Source organism: Streptosporangium sp. NPDC053982 (assembly GCF_055585205.1).
Genome location: NZ_JBVJKQ010000010.1, coordinates 249,633 through 271,486, shown reverse-complemented (window position 1 = coordinate 271,486; position 21,854 = coordinate 249,633). Strand labels below are relative to the sequence as shown.

The following is a 21,854-nucleotide window of genomic DNA, read 5'->3' as shown; positions in this document are numbered from 1 at the left end:
GGCCTCCACCCGGAACACCACCGGGACGCCGCGGGAGGACCGCCGGACGGACCGTCCCCGCCACCCGTGGCCGGGGGCGGTCCTTTCACGTCGCCGGGGACACGTCCCGGGCCCGCCGTCGCGCCCGGCTCAGCCGGGCGGGACCCGCAGGCAGTACTCGTGGACCGGCCGCTGCAGCGGGGACATGCGAGCCGAGGCGTCCCGGGCCGCCGGATGACCCGCGGCCCCCAGCTTCGCGAGGAAGGGGTCGTCCGTCTCGGCGAGGCGGGCGAACGCCCCGGCCCAGGCCGCGTAGTAGTCGTCGCCCAGGAACAGGACCGCCTCGGCGGCCGTGACCCGCGCGCACGCCGAGCCCGCATCACGGGTCCCCGGCGGCCCGGGAGGCGGCACGGCCGAGGCGGAACTCGTGAGAGGACGGTTCTCCAGCCCGGGAGCACGACCGGTCTCGGCCAGCCACACCTGGACCATCACCGCCGCCCAGGCCACGGCGCACACGGCGGCGAGCAGCGAGGCGGACCGCCGGGCCCAGGCGGCCGCCGGACGGCCGGGCCGCGCCGCCCGCCGCCGGACCAGGGCGCGCACCCCGCCGGCCATCAGGGACGCGACGGCTCCGGCGGCAGTGCCGCCCGCGGTCACCGCCAGCAGCACGGTGCCGGCGCCGCGGAGCATGACCAGGGGGTCGCAGTCCGGTGACCCCGGCACGCACGGCGGGGCCGGCCGCCCGGGGGCGCCGAAGGCCAGGACGGCGACGAGGACCGTGCCGGCGATCCCGGTCGCCAGCGCGGCGAGCATGCCGTGGGCGAGGCCGATGCCCGTTCCGCCGCCGCCGGCCAGGGCCGCCACCACGAGCGCCGCCAGGAACTGGGCCGCCCAGAAGAGGACCAGCAGCGCCGCGACCTGCGCCAGGAGGACGTCGAAGGCGTCTCCGCGCACGGTTCCGCCCACCCGGAGGAGGCCGCCGGCGAGGAACCGGTCGAGATGGAGGAGACCGTTCACCGCGCCGAGGGCGAGCACCGCCGCGGCGGGCGCCAGGGCGAGCAGAGGCCGGATCCGCACGGGCGGCAGCGCCATCGCCTCACCGGCTCCCGGACGGATGTCCCGTCCGGGTCTCCTGTGCCGCAGCCACGCCCCCAGCGGGTGGAGCAGGGCCACCCAGAGGACGGTGAGCAGCGCCGCGTCGAAGAGGTGGGCGCCCAGCATGTAGAGCCCCGCGGGGAGGTCACCGGTCTCCAGGGCGACGGACGACGCGATGACCCAGGCGCCGAGCCATGGCCCGAAGGCCGACGCGGCCGGGACGACGCCTCCGGCGAGAACGGGCAGCCACGTCCTCCCCCGGGCGACGGGCAGCCACGCCGCCGCGGCCACCGGGAGCCATCGGGTGAACGCCACGCACATCAGCAGCAGGACGGCCCCCGTCCCCGCGGCGGCGAACGGTTCCCGCACCACGGCCGCGGCCCAGGAGACGCGCATGGGAGACGGGGAGATCAGCCGGCCGAGCAGGATTCCCGCCGCCAGCGCCGCACCCTGGAGCGTTCCACGCGGACCGCGGTCCCCGGTGAGGAGCGTGAGGAGCGTCGCCCGGTAGGCGCCGGCCCCGACGACGGCCGCGGTCAGCAGCCCGTAGGGCAGCGCGGCGACGGGCAGGGCGTATCGCGAGTCGCCGCCCAGCCCCGGCCCGATGATCATCTGAAGGTGGGAGAGCCCGAGGCCGGTCACGATTCCCGCCCCCAACGCCTCCCCCGCCGCCCACCGCAGCAGGATGCCGGGGTTCCGGACGACCTCCGCCCGCCGGGAGTCGTCCGGGTGCATCGGCAGCAGTCTCTGGAGCGGCCCGGTACGGCCGCGGTCCCGGGTGACGGGCCCCCCGCCCGCGGCCGCGGCCCGCACGTCGGCGTAGTGTTCGCGCGACCTGAGCACGGCGGCCGCCAGCACCGCGATCAGCGCCGTGGCGATGAGCATCCGCAGGCCGGTGTCGAGGAGCCGTCCCGGGGCGTGCACGAGGGTGAACAGCAGCGAGGGCACGGCCACCGCGACGGGGAAGACCCACACGGCGGCCAGGGTGAGCCCGGTCAGGTCGACGTCGCGGTTCCTCAGGTGGGCCAGCTCGTGCAGGACGACCGACTCGACCGCGCCTCTCCCGACGCCCTCATGCTCCTCCCCCGGGACCGCGACCTCCCGTGCGCGGGTCTCCTCACGGCCCGCCTGGAGGACCCCGATGTTGAGCCGCAGGTGGTAGCGGGGGTAGCAGCCGAAGGCCCATCCGTCGGGCAGCTTGCGGTTGGCGTCGATCAGGATCCGCGGGACGCGCCGCAGCCCCTCGGCTCCGGCGAGCCGCCGTACGGTCTCGTGGAGGTCGGCGTGGCGGACGGGATCGGCCGGCACCAGCCCCTGGCGTCCGATGGTCAGCCGGGGCCGTACGGCGTGCAGCGCGACGATCAGGCAGCCCACGGCGGCCATGGCCACGACGCCGCCGAGCATCCGGCCCCCGCCGACGTCGTCCACGCAGCGCAGGTAGTCGGCGGCCAGGGGACCGGCGGGCAGCCGCCGGGCCGCCGCGGCGGCTGCCCGGTCGCAGCCCAGGTACGCCTCCCGCCATCCGGAGGGGCCGCCCGCCACCAGATCCCAGGTGAACCCGGTGGCGGAGAGGGTGACCGCGATCAGCAGGACGAACCGGGAGGTCGTCGCGGCGGGCAGGAGGAAGGGGCCGACCCGTCCGGCGGTCATCCCGGCGGGGTCCAGTCGCGCCGTCCCCACCTGTCGACGAACCGTTCCGCGACGGCCTCGGCCGGCGGGGACCCCGCCGGGCCCGGCCCGCGGAGTTCGCGGAGGTCGTGGGCGATCCGCTCCCGGGCGGCCGCCTCACCGCCGGGTGGCAGCTCCGGCAGGGGATCGCCGGGACCGGCCACCGGCTTCCGGCGTCGCCGCCGCAGGCGGAACCATCCCTGACGGACCGACAGGACGACCAGCTCCGTGGTGAGCCCGGCGACCACCCCCCACATGAGGTTGGTGAACGTCGGATCGCCCGGGTCGGGGAGCGCGCCGCCCGGCTGGTCACGGGGTCTGCGCGCCCGGCGGGCCGCGCCGGGCGAGGCGAAGTACGCCTCCGTCATGAGGTCGAAGTCGGGCAGCTCTTCGGGGGCGAACTCGGCGACCAGGGCGCGCACCAGCGCGCGCCGATCGCCGTCCGCGGGGAACGTCACCGGCACCTCCGGACAGGAACGGAATCGTCCCCCGAGGCGTCCCGATGATACGCCGTGAGACCCCGCCCACCCAGGGGTGAGCCCGGATCGGAGCCTGGTTTCCGGGAAATCCCTGAAATCTCCCCGCGACGATCAGCCGCCATTTCAGATATTTCCGGATATATGGATATTCGGGGTGGTCAGGCGTCCCGGTCCGGGATGCGGCCGTTCTGCAGGGCGTTGGGCGCCGCCCTGGCCACCAGGTCCGGGATCACCGCGCCCAGCTCGGCCGGCTCCCAGCGCGACCCCTTGTCCACCCCGGGCCCGGCGTGCCAGCCCTCGGCCACGCTGATCGAGCCGCCGCGCACGTTGAAGACCCGGCCGGTGACACCCGACGCCTCCGCACAGGCCAGCCACACGGCCAGCGGCGCGATGTCCTCCGGGTCCAGGTCGCCGAAGCTCTGGGTGGCGCCGCCGCCCCGGCCGGGCGCGAGGTTCTCGGTCATCCGGGTCAGCGCCGTGGGGGCGAGGGCGTTGACGGTCACGCCGTACCGGTCCAGCTCCTGGGCGGCGATGACGGTCAGCGCCGCGATGCCGGCCTTGGCGGCGCCGTAGTTGGCCTGCCCGGGGTTGCCGTAGATGCCCGACGAGGACGTGGTGTTGATGACGCGGCCGTGGACCGGGGAGCCGGACTTGGCGAGTCCGCGCCAGTGGGCGGCGGCGTGCCGCAGCGGGGCGAACGTGCCGCGCAGGTGGACCCGGACCACGGCGTCCCACTCGTCGGCGGTCATGTTGACCAGCATCCGGTCACGCAGGATGCCGGCGTTGTTGACCAGGACGTTCAGGTCGCCGAAGTGCTCGACGGCGGCCCGGACGAGCCTGCCCGCCCCGTCGAAGTCGGAGACGTCCTCGCCGTTGACGATCGCCTCGCCGCCCAGGGCGCGGATCTCCTCGGCGACCTCGTGGGCCGGTCCGGCCGACGCGCCGGTGCCGTCCACCCCGGCGCCGAGGTCGTTGACGACCACCCTGGCGCCCTCGCGGGCGAACGCGAGCGCGTGCCCGCGCCCGATGCCCCGGGCCGCCCCGGTGACGACGACCACCAGTCCCTCGACGATGCCGCTCATCCGTCCTCCGCTCGCGGAACCGCGTCCCGGCCGGTCCGGGAGGCACGTCCCGATGGGAGGGTTCCGGCGGGCGCCGCCGTTGTCAACGACGCCGGCCGGGGCGCCTGTGCCCGCCCTCCCCGGGACCGGCGGAATCACCGGCCCCATGCCGCCCGTGCCGGTGAATGTCACGATTTCGATATCACATCCGGGTCGCCCGCCCGTATCGGGTCGGTCACCGTATCCGCCATCGTCTTGATCATCCGTTTCCCCGCCGGGAGCGTGCGTACATGGGGAGGGGGCCGGTCCGGACGGGGGCCCGGACCGGCCCCGCGGGTCAGGCGGCCGAGCGGGCGGCCAGCTCGACCGTCGCCCGGCGGGTGACGCCGTTGACGGTGACCGCGACGACGACCTGCCCGGACCGCAGCGCGGTGAGCGTGCCGGTCGCCGGGTCGAGCACCGCGACGTGCCAGGGCTTGACGCCGGCGCGGGAGCCGACGTGCAGGTTCGGCGAGCCGGACCAGTCGGCCGAGACCGGGTGGGCGACGGGCACCTTCCGCCCGGCCTGCGTCACGGCCGCCGACACCTCGGCGGGACGGCCGACCTGCACCGAGGCGGGGACGGTGAGGGTCAGCTCGTCGACGTGCGGGCGGACCTGCGCGCCGATCCACTCCGGCGCGTCGGCGAACCAGTTGCGCCGCACGTGCTCGGCCTCCTTCTCCGTCACCGGGTCGACGCCCCACAGCGACCAGCCGGTGAAGCCTCCGTCATCGGCTGCGGTGGCCGGGTTCTTGCCGGAGTTGCCGTTGATGAAGTACGGCACGGCGTCGACGCGCGAGGCGTGGAAGGTGCCGACGTGCCCGCCGACGAACGCGGCCCCCTTGCCGGTGACGCGCTGGAAGTCGGCCAGCCAGCCCTCCACCAGCGCGGCCTCCTTGCGGTCGCCGAGCTGGCTGCCCTTGCCGGGCGTCGGGTCGCGCGGCGGCACGTGGAACAGCACGGTCACCGAGCCGATCGAGGGGTCCTTCGCGGCCGCGTCGAGCCGCTCGCGGAACATCGCCATCTGGTCGAACCCGCCGCCGCGCAGGTTCAGGCGCGAGGTGTCGAGGGTGATGAACCGGGTGCCCTTGTGGTCGAAGGAGGCGTGGGTGTCGCCGAAGACGGCCCTGAAGTTGTCGATCTTCCCGCCCATCACCTCGTGGTTGCCGGGCACGTAGCGGTACGGCAGCTCGCCGCCGAGCTCCTCGTCCAGGATCCGCTTGGCCAGCGCGAAGTCCTCCGGCGACGCCTCGTCCACGAGGTCGCCGTCGATGACGAGGAAGTCGGGCTTCGCCGCCTTCACCTCGCGCAGGGTGCGGCGGACGTTCGCCACGATGTCGCTGTCGGGGGACCGTCCCACGAACTGCCCGTCCGACATGACGGCGAACCGCCACGGCATCGCGGCCACCTCGGCGCCGGTGCGGACGACCGGGTCGGCGACCTTGGGGGCCGCCGGGGCGGTCACCTCCGGCGTGACCTTGGCGACGAGCCCGTCGACGGTGATCTCGCCCTTGTAGCTGTGGTCGGCCGCGGTCTCGGCGACGTAGAAGCGGCGGAGCTTCAGCGGATAGTTGACGCCGGGCGGGACGGTGAACTCGACGTACTTCCAGCCGGTCCAGGTGAGGTACGGCCCGCGCAGGATCTGCGACTGGCCCTGGGCGTCGTAGAACTCCAGGCTCGGCCACTCCCCGTTCCCCGCCGAGTTGATCCACATGCCGAACGCCTGCGGCTGGCCCGGCACGGTGATCTGCGCGGGCGGGCTCGCGTAGGCGGCGCGCGTCGCGGTGGACTGGGTGAAGTCGTAGCTCAACTTCAGCCCGCCGCCGTCGTGGCCGGGCGCCGCCGACAGCGACCCGGTGGCGCGGGCGGCGGCGAACGTCCAGGAGGCGGCGTCGTCGAAGGCGGCCACCGGGACGTCCCGGTAGCCGACGGTCACCGGCACCGCCGCGCTGATCTTGCCGACCCGTACGGTGACCAGGCCGGAGCCGGTCTCCTTCTTCGCCTTCACGGTGAACAGGCCGTTCTCGGCGGGGGTGACGTCGAACAGGGCGGTGTCGTAGTCGAGGCGCACGTCGGCGGGCTCGATGGGCGCGGAGTTGCCGTTGCGGTCGTAGCCGACCACGCCGAAGGCGCCCGTGGCCCCCTCGCCGGCGAGGCCGACCCGGTCGGCGGTGGCGCCGAGCCGAGTCAGGGGCTGCAGGACGGTGAGCCCGATCTTCCCGGTGGCGCCGCCGCGCGAGGCGGTGACGGTCGTCTGTCCGGGCACCAGGGCGTGGAAGACGCCGTCACGGCCGACGAGGCCGTGCAGGGCCGGCGTGGCCCGCCATGCCGGGTCCCCCTCGGCGGGGCCGTACGTCTCGTCGTAGCCGGCGGCGGTGAGCACGCGGGTGAGGCCGGGGAAGACGCGCTCGGTGTGGCCGCCCGCGACCGGGCCGGTGCCGGGGGCCCTGGCGGGGTCGGCGGCGGTCTCCACCCAGAAGCCCTTGAGCTTCCCGCTGCCCTCGGGGGCGTAGAGGGCCAGGCCGTTGGGGACGTGGCGCTCCTCGCCGTCGGAGGGGCTGTTCTCCACCTGGGCGTCGGCGGAGCCGGGCTCGCGGGCGAGCATCGTGGAGGAGCCGCCGCCGTCGAAGTTGATCGCGTCGTGCGCGCCGAGCTCGGTCATCATCGCGGCGAGCTCGTCGAGGGTGACGCCCCGGCTGTCGGCCTGGCGGCCGTCCACGGTGAGCAGGTACATCTTCCGGCCGTCGGCGGAGAACCCGACGGCGGTGCGGGGATGGGCGGTGTTGTCGGAGGAGTGCTGGACGACGCCGTCCCTGATGAGGATCGCGCCGCCGCCGACGGCGGTCCGCACGGCCTTGCCGTCGGACGCCTTGGGCTGGTAGCGGACGTCGACGCGGTCGCCCGGCTTCAGCGCGGCCAGCGCCGCCGCCCCGGCGTCGCGGCCGAGCAGGATCGAGGTGCCGGCCGGGATCGGGCCGCTCCCGGCGGCGGGGCGGACCTCGGCGACGGCGCCGTCGCGCAGCACGACCTCGGTGACCGAGGTGGCGCTCCCGACCGCGCGGCCGCGGTCGTAGGAGCCCCACAGCGGGGTGAACAGGCCGACGCCGCCGGTCTGGACGAGCTGGTTGAACTGGGTCAGGGTGATCGGAACGCCGCCGGCCGGGGTGGCGGTGCCGTCGAAGTTCATCTGCAGCACGCGGCCGATGCCGTCGGGGGTGACCGCGACGGCGTTGGGGTGGCCGGAGATCGGCGACTGGACCAGCTCGCCGTCGCGGACGCCGGCGCCCTGGGCCGCCCCGGTGTTGTTGATGTCGAAGAAGTCGCCGTTGACGGCGGCGACGGCGCGGGTGCGCCGTACCGGCCCGGACAGCGGCTCGGTCTTCGACACCTCCCCGGAGGAGACGTAGCCGACGCGCGCGCCGCCGGTGAGGTCGGCGGTGATCGCGTCGGCGCGCAGCCAGCCGGCGGCGTCGTAGGTGTCGAAGGAGGTCAGCGTGACGCCCGGCGCGACGGGCCTGGTCTTCCTGTCGGTCTCCAGCCGCTGCGCGCCGGGGGCGACGAGCAGGGTGGAGGTCTCCCGGGCGGAGGAGGCGGGGGGCGCGTCCTCGACGAGGGCGGGCTGCGGGGGCCGGGGGCCGGCCTGGGCGGGTCCGGGGACGCCGAACGCCAGCAGGGGGGCGATGAGGGCCACGGCCGTGAGGCGGGGGTGGTGACGTGGAGGCACGATCGAACTCAACCGTGTCATGGTTACAAGTTTCAAGACTTCAAAGTGTCTTAAAAGAAAATTTCACGATCTCCACGGCGGCGCGACCGTCCCGGACCCGCTCCCGCCTCGGGCCCGCCACCGGGCCATACGGGTCGTACAGCGAGGCGGGCAGGACGGAAGGGCGGACGGCGGAGCGAGCAGGACGGCACCGTCGGGTGACGCCGCGGAGCCGGAGCCCCCACTCCGGCGCCCTGCCCTCCACATCTCGGCACTCCGGCACTCCGGCGCTCCGGCACTCCGGCACTCCGGCACTCCGGCACTCCGCAGTCGGCACCGGTGCCGGGAACCGGCGGCCCGCGCCCATCCGGTAGCCGGCACCCCACACCGAGCACCCGAGCACCCGAGATAGCCGGATTTATCATCCTCGAACCGGCTTAACTCGCTTTTCCTGGCGACACTCATCGCACTCCCCAGACCTTTTATAGGGCCAATTTCACCGTTTTTCAGACGATGTCCCAAAGTCGTCGATGAACGCGCCGAAGGCGATTCATATCCCGGAAATCCGGCTGGACGCGGATATCCTCCGGAAGAGCCCGTGATCATCGTCCAGGATACCCGGGAGGTGATCAATTCAGTAACGCCCAGGAAAAGGAGCAGCGCGTGAAACGCTCCATCAAGTTCACACTATTGACCGCGATAGCGGGCATTTCCCTGATAACGCCCGTCGTACCGGTGGCCGCACACACCGTTCCCGGTCAGCCGCCCGTCCCCACCCCCGAGGACCCGGGCACGTCGGCGGACCGCTTCGTCCAGACGCAGCCGCCCGCCCTCCTCGCGGCCCCCACCGACCAGTTCTACCGGCAGGAGGACTTCGTGGGCGTGGGGGGCCTGCACTACATCCCCTACACCCGCACCCACGACGGCCTGCCCGTCTTCGGCGGCGACTTCGTCGTCGTCACCAACAACCAGGGCGGCCTGCTGAGCACCTCCATCGCCCAAGCCCAGCCGCTCACCCTCGACACCGTGCCGGAGATCACCCCGGCCCAGGCCGCGGCGATCTCCCGGCGGCAGATCACCGACCCCCGCCAGGTCTCCGCCCCGCGGCTGGTCGTGCTCGCCAAGGGCTCCGGACGTCTGGCCTACGAGACCGTCGTGACCGGCAGGGACCGTACCCAGGGCTTCGTCCCCACCCTGCGCAGCAAGATCCCGAGCAAGATGCACGTCTTCGTCGACGCCAAGACCGGCGAGGTCATCTTCAAGGACGACGAGGTCAAGACCGGGGACACCGTACGGCCCACCGCGAAGACCGCAGGCACCGCCGCAGGGACCGCGGGACCCACGGGCACCCCCCGGGGACCGCGCCGGGCCACGCCCGGCGACGGGACCGGCTTCTACAACGGCCCGGTCACCATCGGCACCTCCAAGTCCGGCACGACGTACTCGATGACCGACCCCACCCGCTCGGGCGTCAAATGCGGCGGCCAGAACGGCTCCGCCTACACCAAGGCCACCGACACCTGGGGCAACGGCTCGGGCACCAGCCTGGAGACCGCCTGCGTGGACAGCCTGTACGCGGTGAACAGGGAATGGGACATGCTCAGGTCCTGGCTGGGCCGCAACGGCATCAACGGCACCGGCGGCGGCTACCCGGTCCGGGTCGGCCTGAGCGACGTCAACGCCTACTGGACCGGCGACTACGCCAACTTCGGCCACACGCAGGACAACCAGCGTCAGACGACGTCGATCGACGTGGTCGCCCACGAGTTCGGGCACGCGCTCTTCCAGACCACTCCCGGCGGCTCGATCGGCGAGAACGAGAAGGGCATCCTCAACGAGTCCGCCGGCGACATCTACGCCGCGCTGACGGAGTTCTACGCCGACGGCAAGCCCCCCTACGACACACCGGACTACAGCGTCGGCGAGAAGGTGGACCTCGTCGGAGGCGGCCCGATCCGCTACATGCACAAGCCGTCGCTGATCTCCGGCAACCCCGACTGCTACTCCTCCTCGGTGCCCGACCAGGAGGTGCACGCCGGGGCCGGGGTGCAGAACCACTGGTTCTACCTCCTCGCCGAGGGCACCAACCCGACCAACGGCCAGCCGGTCAGCCCGACCTGCAACAACACCACGCTGACCGGCATCGGCATCCAGAAGGCCGGCCAGATCTTCATGAGCGCGCTGAACCGCAAGACCGACACCTGGACACACCAGCTGGTCCGCAAGGCCACCCTGCAGGCCGCGCTGGAGCTGTTCCCGAACTCCTGCACCGAGTTCAACGCGGTCAAGGCCGCCTGGAACGCCGTCAGCGTCCCGGCCGCCTCCGGTGAGCCCGCCACCTGCACGGGCGGCGGGGGCGGCAACGACTTCTCGCTGACGCTCAGTCCGCAGACGGTGAGCGTGCAACCGGGGCAGAAGACGACGGTCACGGCGAGCACGCAGACGACCTCGGGCAGCGCGCAGACCGTGACGTTCTCCGTCGCGGACCTGCCGCCGGGCGCGACGGCGTCCTTCAGCCCGGCATCGGTGACCTCGGGCGGCTCCTCCACCATGACGGTCTCGGTCCCCGCGACCACCTCCGCCGGCAGCTACAAGGCGATCGTCACCGGTGACGGCACCGCCGTGGACCGTACGGCCCCCCTCGTGGTGACGGGCGGCGTCGTCTTCGACGACACCTTCGAGACGTCCCTGGGCTGGACCGCGAACCCGAGCGGCACTGACACCGCGACCACCGGCCGGTGGGAGCGCGGCATCCCGCAGCCCACCTCCTACGGCCAGACCCCGTTGCAGCTCACCGCCTTCGCGGGTCAGAACGACCTGGTCACCGGCCGCCTGGCGGGCACCTCAGCGGGCGACTACGACGTGGACGGCGGGGTGACGTCCATCCGCTCACCGCAGATCACGCTGCCGTCCGGGAAGCTGACGCTGACGTTCTCCTGGTATCTCGCCAATCTGGACAACGCCACCAGCGCGGACTTCTTCCGGGTCCGGGTGCAGTCCGGGACGTCCAGCACGCTGGTGTTCCAGCAGCTCGGCGCGCCGGCCGTACGGCCCGGCTCCTGGCAGACCGCGACGGTCGACCTGTCCGCCTACGCCGGCAAGCCCGTCCGGCTGCTGTTCGAGGCCGCCGACAACGCGACGCCGAGCCTCATCGAGGCCGCCGTCGACAACGTGCGGATCACCAGGTCCTGAGAGGACCGGTTCCGTCCCGGCTCCTCTCCGCGGGGGCCGGGGCGGAACGCGGAGCCGCCGTCCTCCGATCCCCGTCCCGGTCGTCGCCCGAGAAGTCCTCCGCTCCCGTCCGGGCCGTCACCCGAGAAAAGGGAACCGATGAAACGCATCGCCATATCCGCGGCGGCCGTCCTGCTGGTGACGCTGCCCGCGGCCCCGGCCCGGCCTGCGGGGCAGCCCGTCCCCCCTCCCACCGGTGACGTCCCCCTGGTGGCCGCCGAGCGCCTGGTCGACGCCCGGCCGGAGGTGCTGCACGCCTCGGAGAAGGACGCCTTCTTCCACAAGGAGGCCACCGTCGGCCTGAACGGCATCCACTACATCCCCTACGAGCGCACCTACGACGGCCTGCCGGTGTACGGCGGCGACTTCGTCGTGGTCACCAACGCCAGCGGCGGCGTGCTGAGCACCTCCATCGCCCAGACCGAGACGCTGGACATCTCCACCGTGCCCAAACTCACCCGCCTCCGGGCCTCCCGGATCGCCCGCGCCCAGCTGCCCGGGGCCACCGCCGCCGGCCCCCCGAAGCTGCTCGTGATGGCCCGCGGCCCCGGGATCCTCGCCTACGAGGTCGTCGTGACCGGCCGGCGGGGAGGGCGGCCGGTCAGGCTGCACGTCTTCGTCGACGCCCGCACCGGCCAGGTCGTGGAGAAGTCCGACGAGGTCGTGGAGACCGCTCCGCCGGGGGCGGGCCCGAGAGGACGGGTCTCCCGGCCGGACCCGGCACCCGGCTGCTACTCCCCCGCGATACTCGGCCTGGAGCCGCGCGCCGCCGCCGAGGTGCAGGACCACTGGCTCCATCTCCTCACCGAGGGCGGCGGTCCCACCGGTGAGCAGCCGCGTGACCGCACCTGCAACGGCAGCCGCGTCACCGGCATCGGCACCGGCAGAGCCGGGCGGATCCTCGCTGCCACGCTGGACCGCCGGACCGTCGTCTGGACCTATCCGCTCGCCCGCAAGGCCGCCCTGGAGGCCGCCCTCCAGCTCTTCCCCGGCTCCTGCGCCGAGTTCGGCACCGTCAGGGCCGCCTGGGACGCCGTCGGCGTCCCCGCCGCGCGGGAGGAGCCCGCCACCTGCCGGCCCAGCACCGACTTCGTGCCGGCGATCGACCCGGCGGTGCTGATCCTGGACCCGGGTGAGCGGGCGGCCGTCACGATCGGCACCCGGACGCTCTCCGGCCCCCCGCAGCCGGTGACCTTCTCCGTCTACGGCCTGCCGCCCAGCGCGACCGCCTCCTTCGACCCCCCGTCGGTCGTCTCCGGCGGGTCCACTCGGCTGGCGGTCCATCTCGCGCCCGGCACCCCGTCCGGCTCCTACAGCACGCAGATCCTCGGCCACGGCAGCGGCGTCGACCGGACGGTCACGCTCGTCCTCACCGTCGGCGCGCCGAGCGGCGTCGTCTACGCCGAGCCCTTCAACATCGAACGCGGCTGGGCCCGGAACGCGGACGGCACCGACACCGCCACCTCCGGGCTGTGGGAGCGCGGCGCCCCGGAGGCCACCCGCGTGGGACGGGTGCCGATGCAGCTCGGCTCCCCCGTCGAGGGAAGGAACGACCTGTCCACCGGCCGGCTGGCGGGCGGCGGCGCGGGCGCCAACGACATCGACGGCGGGGCCACCGCCATCCGCTCACGCGAGATCAGGCTCCCTGACGGAAAGCTGACGCTGACGTTCTCCTGGTATTTCGCCCACCTGGCCAACTCCAGCGAGGACGACTTCCTCCGGGCCCGCGTGATCCTCCCCGAGGGGGAGCCCGTGGTGTTCCAGGTGCTCGGCTCCCCGACCGTACGGCCCGGCGTCTGGCGGACCGCGACGGTCGATCTGTCGGAGTTCGCCGGTCGGACGATCCGCCTGCGGTTCCGGGCCGCCGACAACGCGGCGCCCAGTCTGGTCGAGGCCGGCGTCGACAACATCCTGATCACCCGGTCATGACCGGTGGACGCCACCGCGACCCCGGCGACCCCGGCGGCCCGGGATCCGGGTCGCAGCCCGGGACGCCGTCCCGGGAAACGGCCGCCCGAGAAGCCGTCATCTGAGAACCCAAGAAAAGGAAACACGATGAGACGCTCTCTCATATCCATGTCCACCGGCCTCCTGGTCGCCCTGTCCGCCGCGCCGGCCGTACCGGCGGCTCCGGCGCTCGCCGACCCGGGTCCGAAGTCCGTCTCCGTCCGGCCCGCCTCCGACCAGCCGCTGGTCGCCGCCGAGCGCCTTATCGAGGCCCGGCCGGAGGTGCTGCACGCCTCGGAGAAGGACGAGTTCTTCCACAAGGAGGTCATCGCCGGCCTGAACAACACCTTCTACGTGCCCCACCAGCGCACCTACAACGGCCTGCCGGTCGTCGGCGGCGACTTCGTCGTCGTCACCAACGCCAGCGGCGGCGTGCTGAGCACCTCCATCGCCCAGACCGAGACGCTGAACGTCTCCACCGTGCCCAAACTCACCCGCCTCCGGGCCTCCCGGATCGCCCGCGCCCAGCTTCCCAAGGTGACGTCGTCCACCGTCCCGAAACTGGTGGTGCTGGCCCGGGGCACCGGGATCCTCGCCTATGAGGTCGTCGTCACCGGGCAGCAGTACAGGGAGGGCTTCACCGGCGCCCGCACCCTGGTCCCCAGCCGGCTGAACGTCCTCGTCGACGCCCGCACCGGCGAGGTGCTGCAGAAGTCCGACGAGGTCAGGACCGAGGTCTCGGTCCGGCCGGGCCCCCGTCCCCGGTCCGGCCCGGCTCCCACGCCCGCACCGGCGCCCACGATGCCCGTACCCATCAGCGGGACCATCCCGGCGCCCGTCCCGTTCCTCTTCGGAGTGGGGACCAGCTTCTACAACGGCCCCGTCACCGTCAGCAGCAAGCGGCTCAACACGACGTACTCGCTGACGGACGCCGTCCGCGCGGGGGTGAGCTGCGGCGGCCAGAACGGCTCCGCCTTCGTCGGCGCCGACGACAGCTGGGGCGACGGCTCGGGCACCAACCTGGAGACCGCCTGCGTGGACGCCCTGTACGCCATAGGCAAGCAGTGGGACATGCTGGGCGCCTGGCTGGGCCGCAACGGGTACAACGGCGCCGGCGGCGGCTACCCGGCCCGGGTCGGCCTGAACGAGGTCAACGCCTACTGGGCCGGCAACTACGCCAACTTCGGCCGTTCGGAGGACGGCCGGCGCCAGGCCACGTCGCTGGACATCGTGGCCCACGAGTTCGGCCACTCCGTCTTCCAGAACACCCCCGGCGGCTCGACCGGGAGCAACGAGAAGGCGATGCTCAACGAGTCCGCCGGCGACATCTTCGCCACGCTGACGAAGTTCTACGCCGACCAGCCGCCGCCCTACGACGTGCCGAAATACGTCATCGGCGAGAAGGCCGACCTGCTGGGCACCGGAGCCGTCCGCTACCTGTACAAGCCGTCGCTGATCGCCGGCCACCCCGACTGCTTCTCCCCCTCGGTGCCCGATCTGGAGTCGCACGCCGGGGCCGGGGTGCAGAACCACTGGTTCTACCTCCTCGCCGAGGGCAGCAACCCCACCGACGGCCAGCCGCCCAGCCCCACCTGCGACGGAAGCCGGGTCACCGGCATCGGCATCCAGAAGGCCGGGCAGATCTTCATGGCCTCGCTGCTGCGCAAGACCGACACCTGGACCCACCAGCTCGCCCGTAAGTCCACCCTGCAGGCCGCACTGGAACTGTTCCCCGACTCCTGCGTCGAGTTCAACGCGGTCAGGGACGCCTGGGACGCGGTGAACGTCCCGGCCGCGCCGGGCGAACCCGCCCAGTGCGTGTCGGGCAACGACTTCGACCTGTCCGTCGATCCCGCGTCGGTCGGCGTGGATCCCGGGCAGCGGGCGACCACGACGGTCACGACCCGGACCACGGCCGGCAAGCCGCAGGCCGTGGCGTTCGCGATCTCCGGGCTGCCGGAGGCGGCGACCGCCGTCTTCACCCCGCAGAAGATCACCACGGGCGAGTCCTCGACGCTGAGCGTCCTGATCCCGGTCGGCACGCCGTCCGGCTCCTACAGCGCGCAGATCCTCGCCGACGGCGTCAACGTCGACCGGACGGTCACGCTCACGCTCACCGTCGACTCCGGCAGCAACGCCGTCTTCCTCGATGACTTCTCGACCGAGCTGGGGTGGACGACGAACCCGAACGGCACCGACACCGCGACCACCGGCCGGTGGGAGCGCGGCGTTCCGCAGCCCACCTTCGCCGGAAGGATCCCGATCCAGCTCGCGCCCTTCGTGGGCAAGAACGACCTGGTCACCGGGCGGCTGGCGGGCGACCGGGTGGGCGCGAACGACGTCGACGGCGGCGTGACGACCATCCGCTCCCGGGAGATCGCGCTTCCCCCCGGCACGCTGACCATGACGTTCGCGTGGTACTTCGCCCATCTGGCCAACTCCAGCGCCAAGGACTACTTCCGGGTCCGGGTGGTCAGCCCCACCGCCAACACCGTGGTGCTCCAGCAGTTCGGGGACCCCACCGTCCGGCCCGGCGAGTGGCGGACCGCGACGGTGAACCTGTCGGAGTTCGCCGGGCAGCCGATCCGCATCGTGGTGGAGGCCGCTGACGACTCGCCCGACAGCCTCGTCGAGGCGGGGATAGACGACGTGAGGATCACCAGGTCCTGACCCGGTGAGGCGCGGCCCCGGTCCCCTCGGTGAGCGAGGGGACCGGGGCCGCGCCGCGTCCGGGACGGCGGGAAGGGGTCAGCTCACCGCCCGCAGCGCGTCGACGACGCCGTAGCCGAAGAAGCCGTTGCGGATCGAGGTGCCCTCGCACACCTGGGTCGTGGTGATCTCCCCGCCGCCGGCCAGCCGCCGGACGTAGGTGTAGGCGGGCGGGACGGGGCAGGACCGCCGGGTGGCGGTCGTCCTGAGCCTCCGCTCCACGACGTCCGGGGCGAGCGTCTTGCCGCCGTGGACCGGGTCGGGCACGCCGTACCGGCTGACGATCAGCGCCGCCACCCCGGCGGCGTGCGGGGAGGCCATGGAGGTGCCCTGGAGGTATTCGTAGTAGCCGCAGACGTGGCCCCGGCAGCTGCGCACGATGTCGGCGATCCTGGGTGTGCCGTCGGGGTTCAGCTCGCCCCGCTTCTCGGCCACCGACTTCGGGTAGGCGGCGAGCACCGCCCGGGTGATGTTCTGGGTCTTGGTCGGCGTGTCGTAGACGTCGCCGCCGGGGGCGGCCGCGAAGACGTAGCCGTCGCCGTAGTCGGAGTAGTACGCCTTGCGCCCGCTGATGCCGGTGGCCGAGATCGCGAGCACGTGGTCGCCCTCGCTCGGCAGGGACAGGCAGGACGGCGGGACGAGCCGGTTGCGGGTCCGCTGCCCGGCCACCCGGGCGAAGTCGGGACTCGAGGTGTCGAGGATCTGCTTGGTGTAGTCGCCGGCGCCGTTGCCCACGGCGGAGATCAGGGTGACGTTCCGGTCGTGGGCGTAGTCGAGGGCCCGCTGGACGGCCGTGATGACCGTCTGCTGGTCCCGGCGCTCCTCGGGGCTGTCGGCGGGGTTGTCGGTGCAGTTGAACAGCCAGGGGTCGACGTAGTAGCTCATGTTGACCACGTCGACGCCGTTGTCGGCGGCGTAGGTCAGCGCGTCCACGGTGGGCTGGAGGAAGAAGTAGCCGCTGTCCTGGCCGACCCGCAGGCTGACGATCGAGGCGCCGGGCGCGACGCCCGCGACGCCCAGCCCGTTGATCGGGGAGGCGATCGTGGACGCCACGTGCGTGCCGTGGCCGTTCTCGTCGACGGTGGCCGGGTCGGTGCAGGACTTGTCCGGTTCCTGGTCGCACGGGCCGTCGAGTTCCTTGCCGTTGGCGTCGACCGGCATGTCGACGGTGAAGTTGCGGCTCAGCCCGGCGTTGTAGTTGGCCTCGATGTCGGGGTGGGTGGCGTCCACGCCGGTGTCGAGGATGCCGACGAGCACGGCGTGGGTGCCCCGCGACCGCCGGTAGGAGCCGGTGACGGTGGCGTGGATCTGCCGCATGTCCCACTGCCGGACGGCCAGCGGCTCGGGCCGGAGCACGGACGCGCCGGAGTCCGCCGCGTCGGGATCGTCCGTCCGGGCCGCACCGGCGGGGGCGGGGAGCGCGGCGCGCGGTTCGGAGGCGGAGGCGGTTCCGACGCGAGGGGTAGGGGCGGACAGCAGCCCGCCCGTCCCGGCGGCCCCTGCGGACCCGGCGTGCCCCGGCGCGCTCCGCTGCGGGACCCGGCCGATGACCATGTCGCGGGCGACGCCCTCGATCCGGGGGTCGGCCCGGAGCGCGTCGGCGAACGCGGGACCGGTCGCGGTGACGGTGGCGACGCCGACGGCGGCGTTCTCCCTGGTGACGGTGCCGCCCGCCGCCAGGACGGCCCGCCGGGCGTCGGCGGCGCTCACGCCCCGCCGGTACAGGACCACGTACCCGCCGCCGCGCCCCTCCCCCGGCGCTGTGTCCGGCCTCCGCGCCTGCGCCGGGACCGCCAGTGTGGCCGCGGTGAGGGCGGCAGCGGCGGCGATGACGATGACGCGCTTCACGCATACCTCCGTGTCGGATTCTCCTCCCGCCGGTGCGAATTCACCGGCGGGGCGATGCATAGGCCAGGGAATTGCACCCCGGCACGGCGAAGCAAGGACCGGCGGCTTTCCGCGCCGTGTCCGGACGTTAAGCGTGCCGGAGCGTTAACCGCGCCGCCGCGCCACCACCAGCATGTTCCTTTTTCGGAAATGTTCCTCTAACGTATGGAATTCCATTGTCCGTATGGGTTCGGAGGAACGGCCGCGGGCCGGTGCGCCGGCCGTACGGTCCTTTTCCGAGGACCGCCCCGCATTCGGAAGGTGAGAAGTGAGAGCGTTCGTCATCACCGAACCGCGCCGGTGTTCGGTGCTGGACGTCGAGCCGCCGGTCCCGATGGCGGGCCAGGTCGTCGTGGACGTGGAACGGGCCGGGCTGTGCGGCACCGACGTCGAGTTCTTCACCGGCGAGATGGCCTACCTCCACCAGGGCCACGCGCGCTACCCGGTGCGTGTCGGGCACGAGTGGTGCGGGACCGTCGCCTCCGTGGGCGAGGGCGTGGACGAGCGCTGGATCGGCCGGCGCGTCACCGGCGACACCATGCTCGGCTGCGGCCGGTGCCGCCGCTGCCGCGCGGGGCGGCCGCACGTGTGCGACGCCCGCCACGAGATCGGCATCCGCGGCGGGTGGCCGGGCGCCCTGGCCGAGCAGGTGGCGGTGCCGATCACGGCGCTGCACCCGCTGCCGGATGAGGTCGACGCGGTGGCCGGGGCCATGGTGGAGCCGGGCGGCAACGCGTTGCGGGCCGTACGGGCGGCGGAGGTGGAGCCGGGCGACCGGGTGCTGGTGGCCGGCCCCGGCGCGATCGGGCTGCTCGCGGCCTCGTTCGCGCTGATCCAGGGGGCGGAGGTGCACGTCCTGGGCGTCTCGGAGCGGTCGCTGACGTTCGCCCGCGCGCTCGGGGCGCACGGGGCCTGGACGGCCGAGCGGCTGCCCGCGGCGCCGTTCGACGCGGTGATCGACGCCTCCACCTCCCCCGCCCTGCCGGCGCGGGCCCTGGACCTGGTGGAGCCGGGCGGACGGGTGGTCTGCGTCGGCCTGGCGCCGGAGCCCAGCACGGTCGACACCCGGGCGATGGTCCTCAAGGACGTGACGATGACCGGGGTGCTGAGCGGCTCCGGCGGGCTCGCCGAGACGATCGAGCACTACGCCTCCGGGGAGGTGGATCCACGCCCGCTGGTGGCCGCCACGGTCGGCCTGGAGGAGGCGGCCGGTGTGCTGGCGGGCTCGCGCCCGGCCGGTGCGGGCCAGGGCCCGAAGATCCACGTCGACCCGCGGCGGTGAGCGGCGGGCCGCCGGTTCCCGCGCCGGCGCCCCGCCCGTACGGCGGGGCGGCGGAGCGCTCCGGAGGGGCGGCGCGTCAGAGGCGCAGTGCTCCCTGGGCGGAACCGCGCCACTCCACGAGCAGGACGGTGGCGTCGTCCTTCAACGTGTGGTCGTGGTAGTCGAGCAGCTGGCGGATGAGACGTCGCAGGGTCTCCGAGATCGGCAGCCCGGCGGCGTTCTGGCGGGTGACGAAGTCGACGAAGCGCTCCAATCCGAACTCCCGCCCCTCGTCGTCGCGGGCCTCGATGATGCCGTCGGTGTAGAACAGCAGCCGGTCGCCGGGTTCCAGCTGTTCCGTGCAGATGGTCACCGGCAGGCCGAGATCGAGGCCCATGGGGTGCGCGGGAGGGCAGTTCAGGGTGCCGACCCAGCGGCCGTCCCTGATCAGCACCGGCGGGTGGTGCCCGCGGTTGATCCACGTCAGCTCGCCGGTCGAGGTGTCGAGGTGGGCCAGGATCGCGGTGGCGAACCGGTTGGCCCGGCCGAACTGCTCGACCAGGGCCCGCTCGATGTTCTCGCTCGTCCTGACCAGGTCGGCTCCCCGGCGGCGGCTGTGGCGGCAGGCGGAGACCGCGAGGCTGGCGGTGATCCCGGCGGCGGTGTCGTGCCCCATGGCGTCGAAGATCGCCAGATGCACCATGTCGCCGAAGACGGCGTAGTCGAAGGCGTCCCCACCCACCTCGTAGGCCGGCTCCTGGGCGGCGCTGACCGCCACGTCCTGGTTGGCGAACGTGTTCAGCGGCATGAGGTTCTGCTGCATCTCGGCCGCGACGTTCATCGAGCGGGTGCGCACCAGCCGGGCGTAGGAGTCGCTGGGACCGCGCTTGCTCTCGACGAGCAGGGCGACCAGCGACGCGAGGGCCTTGGCGTCGGAGAGGGCCTGGTCGTCCGTGACCCGGGCGCTGACGCGGATGACGCCGAGGCGTTCGGCACCGTCCAGCAGCGGCACCCACCACCACTCCACCTCGTCGTCGTCGCCGATCTTCGGCAGGATCCGCACCTCCTGGAAGGCCCGGCCGGCGAGGGTGCTGTCGACGCGCAGCTCCCCCGGCTCGGAGCCCTCGTTGTGCGCCGTGTCGAGGCTGTGACCGGTCATCAGGCGCAGGACCTGCTGCTGGAGATCGACGATGTAGATCTGCACGTCGAACAGGCCGGCGCGGGCGGCGTGCTCGTTGACGATGGTGGGCAGCCGTTCGAGCGCGACGAGGTGGCTGGCGGCCAGCAGGCCGGTCAGCATCCGGGCGGTGTCTCTGGGAGAGTCGGTCATCTGGCTCCCGTCTGGCGTGGGCGGTCCGCGCGTCCGCGGCCTCTCTCCGGGAGGTCGCGGCCCCGCCGACGGGCGGGTGGACGGAACACCTGACGCGAAGCTGCCCCGAAACCAGCGGGCTATGTGAAGTTCTCCTCTACCTGAAAAATAGCCGAAATCATGACATGTTTCCTCATTGGCGACATCTCACCTGGAGTCCGTCCGGAGGCGGACCCGGTGGACCCGGTGGACCCGGCCGGGAGCCCATAACACGGCGATAGGGGATTTTTGGCAGATCCCGCCGGGGCGCTCCGGCCAATACTTTGACAGCACCCCTCACAAGGAGTGCTGATGTTCAGTCGACGTACCCTCCTGACCGGAGCCACCGCCGCCCTGGCCCTCGCGGCCACCCTGTCGCCCACCGCGGCACAGGCCGCCCCCGCACCCCTCCCCCCGGCCGCCATGGACGCCCTCCAGCGCGACCTGGGCATCACCGCCGAGCAGGCCGTTCAGCGGCTCGCCAACGAGTCCCGCGCCATGGGCGTGCAGGCCAACCTGACCAAGGCGCTCGGCGCCAAGTACGCGGGGGCGTGGTTCAACGCCGACGCCTCGCAGTTCATCGTCGCCACCAGCGACGCCGCCCAGGCCCCCACCATCAAGGCCCAGGGCGCCCAGCCCGTCGTCGTCGGCCGCTCGCTGGCCGACCTCGACGCGGTCAAGGCCAAGCTCGACCAGGCCCCCGAGGCCGCCAAGGCCAAGGCCGCCCTGTGGTACGTCGACGTCCAGGCCAACAGCGTCGTGGTCCAGGCCGCCGACCAGGCCGCCGGAGAGGCCCTCGTCGCCGCGGCCGGCCTGAACCGGGACGCGGTCCAGGTCAAGGTCAGCGCCGAGCAGCCCCAGACGTTCATGGACCTCATCGGCGGCAGCGCGTACTACATCAACGGCACCAGCCGCTGCAGCATCGGCTTCGCCGTCACCCGGTCGGGCAGCCCCGGCTTCGTCAGCGCGGGCCACTGCGGCCGGACCGGCTCCACCACCACCAACCCGTCCGGCACCTTCGCCGGCTCGTCGTTCCCCGGCAACGACTACTCCTACGTCTCCACCCCGGGTCACAACCCCACGCCGTACGTGCGCGGCTCCGGCGGTTCCCTGGTCACCGTCCGCGGCTCGTCCGTGGCGGCGATCGGCGCCTCGGTCTGCCGCTCCGGCTCCACCACCGGCTGGCACTGCGGCACGATCCAGCAGTACAACTCGACCGTGAACTACGCGCAGGGCACGGTCTACGGCCTGACCCGCACCAACGTGTGCGCCGAGCCCGGTGACTCCGGCGGTTCCTTCATCTCGGGCAACCAGGCCCAGGGCATGACCTCCGGCGGCTCGGGCAACTGCTCCTCCGGCGGCACGACCTACTTCCAGCCCGTCAACGAGGTCCTCGGCGCCTACGGCCTGACCCTCAGGACCGGCTGACAGTAATACTGCGACGCTG

Annotated in this window: 11 protein-coding genes; 5 read left to right on the top strand and 6 right to left on the bottom strand. The window is 73.1% G+C overall.

The features are described from left to right. Positions 1-129 precede the first annotated feature (129 nt). From ACZ6W9_RS20200 to ACZ6W9_RS20185, 4 genes are all read right to left on the bottom strand, one after another. Positions 130-2,754: a M48 family metalloprotease gene (locus ACZ6W9_RS20200; protein WP_470119029.1), complete on the bottom strand. Its 2,625-nt coding sequence runs from the start codon at positions 2,752-2,754 to the stop codon at positions 130-132. After that, positions 2,721-3,200: a hypothetical protein gene (locus tag ACZ6W9_RS20195; RefSeq protein WP_389967974.1), complete on the bottom strand. Its 480-nt coding sequence runs from the start codon at positions 3,198-3,200 to the stop codon at positions 2,721-2,723. The genes ACZ6W9_RS20200 and ACZ6W9_RS20195 overlap by 34 nt, the downstream gene beginning before the upstream one ends. Positions 3,201-3,379: 179 nt before the next feature. Then, entirely contained in the window at positions 3,380-4,303 is a 924-nt protein-coding gene (locus ACZ6W9_RS20190) for an SDR family oxidoreductase (RefSeq protein WP_389967972.1), read from the bottom strand. 316 nt (positions 4,304-4,619) lie between these two features. Beyond that, positions 4,620-8,066 carry a phosphodiester glycosidase family protein gene (locus tag ACZ6W9_RS20185; RefSeq protein WP_470119026.1) on the bottom strand — a complete coding sequence of 1,149 codons (3,447 nt, stop codon included), beginning with the start codon at positions 8,064-8,066 and terminating at the stop codon, positions 4,620-4,622. A gap of 621 nt (positions 8,067-8,687) precedes the next feature. On the opposite strand from ACZ6W9_RS20185, the gene ACZ6W9_RS20180 reads away from it, so the two are divergent. From ACZ6W9_RS20180 to ACZ6W9_RS20170, 3 genes are all read left to right on the top strand, one after another. Next, positions 8,688-11,216, top strand: coding sequence for a M4 family metallopeptidase (locus ACZ6W9_RS20180; protein WP_470119024.1), 2,529 nt, complete (start codon positions 8,688-8,690; stop codon positions 11,214-11,216). Positions 11,217-11,354: 138 nt separating this feature from the next. Further along, complete coding sequence (locus ACZ6W9_RS20175; RefSeq protein ID WP_470119022.1) at positions 11,355-13,184, top strand: PepSY domain-containing protein; 1,830 nt, start codon at positions 11,355-11,357, stop codon at positions 13,182-13,184. A gap of 126 nt (positions 13,185-13,310) precedes the next feature. Further along, the gene (locus ACZ6W9_RS20170; protein WP_470119020.1) at positions 13,311-15,872 is read left to right on the top strand and encodes a M4 family metallopeptidase; all 2,562 of its coding nucleotides are present in this window, start codon (positions 13,311-13,313) and stop codon (positions 15,870-15,872) included. Between the two features lie 78 nt (positions 15,873-15,950). Here ACZ6W9_RS20170 and ACZ6W9_RS20165 read toward each other — a convergent pair whose 3' ends face one another. After that, complete coding sequence (locus ACZ6W9_RS20165; protein WP_470119018.1) at positions 15,951-17,759, bottom strand: S8 family serine peptidase; 1,809 nt, start codon at positions 17,757-17,759, stop codon at positions 15,951-15,953. Between the two features lie 307 nt (positions 17,760-18,066). On the opposite strand from ACZ6W9_RS20165, the gene ACZ6W9_RS20160 reads away from it, so the two are divergent. Next, entirely contained in the window at positions 18,067-19,080 is a 1,014-nt protein-coding gene (locus ACZ6W9_RS20160) for a zinc-dependent alcohol dehydrogenase (RefSeq protein WP_470119016.1), read from the top strand. Positions 19,081-19,156: 76 nt separating this feature from the next. On the opposite strand, the gene ACZ6W9_RS20155 is transcribed toward ACZ6W9_RS20160, so the two are convergent. Beyond that, positions 19,157-20,389 (bottom strand): PP2C family protein-serine/threonine phosphatase, encoded by a 1,233-nt coding sequence (locus ACZ6W9_RS20155; RefSeq protein WP_470119014.1) that lies wholly within the window; start codon positions 20,387-20,389, stop codon positions 19,157-19,159. A gap of 330 nt (positions 20,390-20,719) precedes the next feature. On the opposite strand from ACZ6W9_RS20155, the gene ACZ6W9_RS20150 reads away from it, so the two are divergent. After that, positions 20,720-21,835, top strand: a complete 1,116-nt coding sequence (locus ACZ6W9_RS20150; RefSeq protein WP_389967957.1) for a S1 family peptidase — start codon at positions 20,720-20,722, stop codon at positions 21,833-21,835. The last annotated feature ends 19 nt before the right edge of the window (positions 21,836-21,854 follow it).

Bases quoted from the DNA above. Each gene is read 5' to 3' on its own strand.
- ACZ6W9_RS20190 (WP_389967972.1), bottom strand. From the start codon at position 4,303: ATGAGCGGCATCGTCGAGGGACTGGTGGTCGTCGTCACCGGGGCGGCC.
- ACZ6W9_RS20185 (WP_470119026.1), bottom strand. From the start codon at position 8,066: ATGACACGGTTGAGTTCGATCGTGCCTCCACGTCACCACCCCCGCCTC.
- ACZ6W9_RS20175 (WP_470119022.1), top strand. From the start codon at position 11,355: ATGAAACGCATCGCCATATCCGCGGCGGCCGTCCTGCTGGTGACGCTG.
- ACZ6W9_RS20170 (WP_470119020.1), top strand. From the start codon at position 13,311: ATGAGACGCTCTCTCATATCCATGTCCACCGGCCTCCTGGTCGCCCTG.
- ACZ6W9_RS20155 (WP_470119014.1), bottom strand. From the start codon at position 20,389: ATGACCGACTCTCCCAGAGACACCGCCCGGATGCTGACCGGCCTGCTG.
- ACZ6W9_RS20150 (WP_389967957.1), top strand. From the start codon at position 20,720: ATGTTCAGTCGACGTACCCTCCTGACCGGAGCCACCGCCGCCCTGGCC.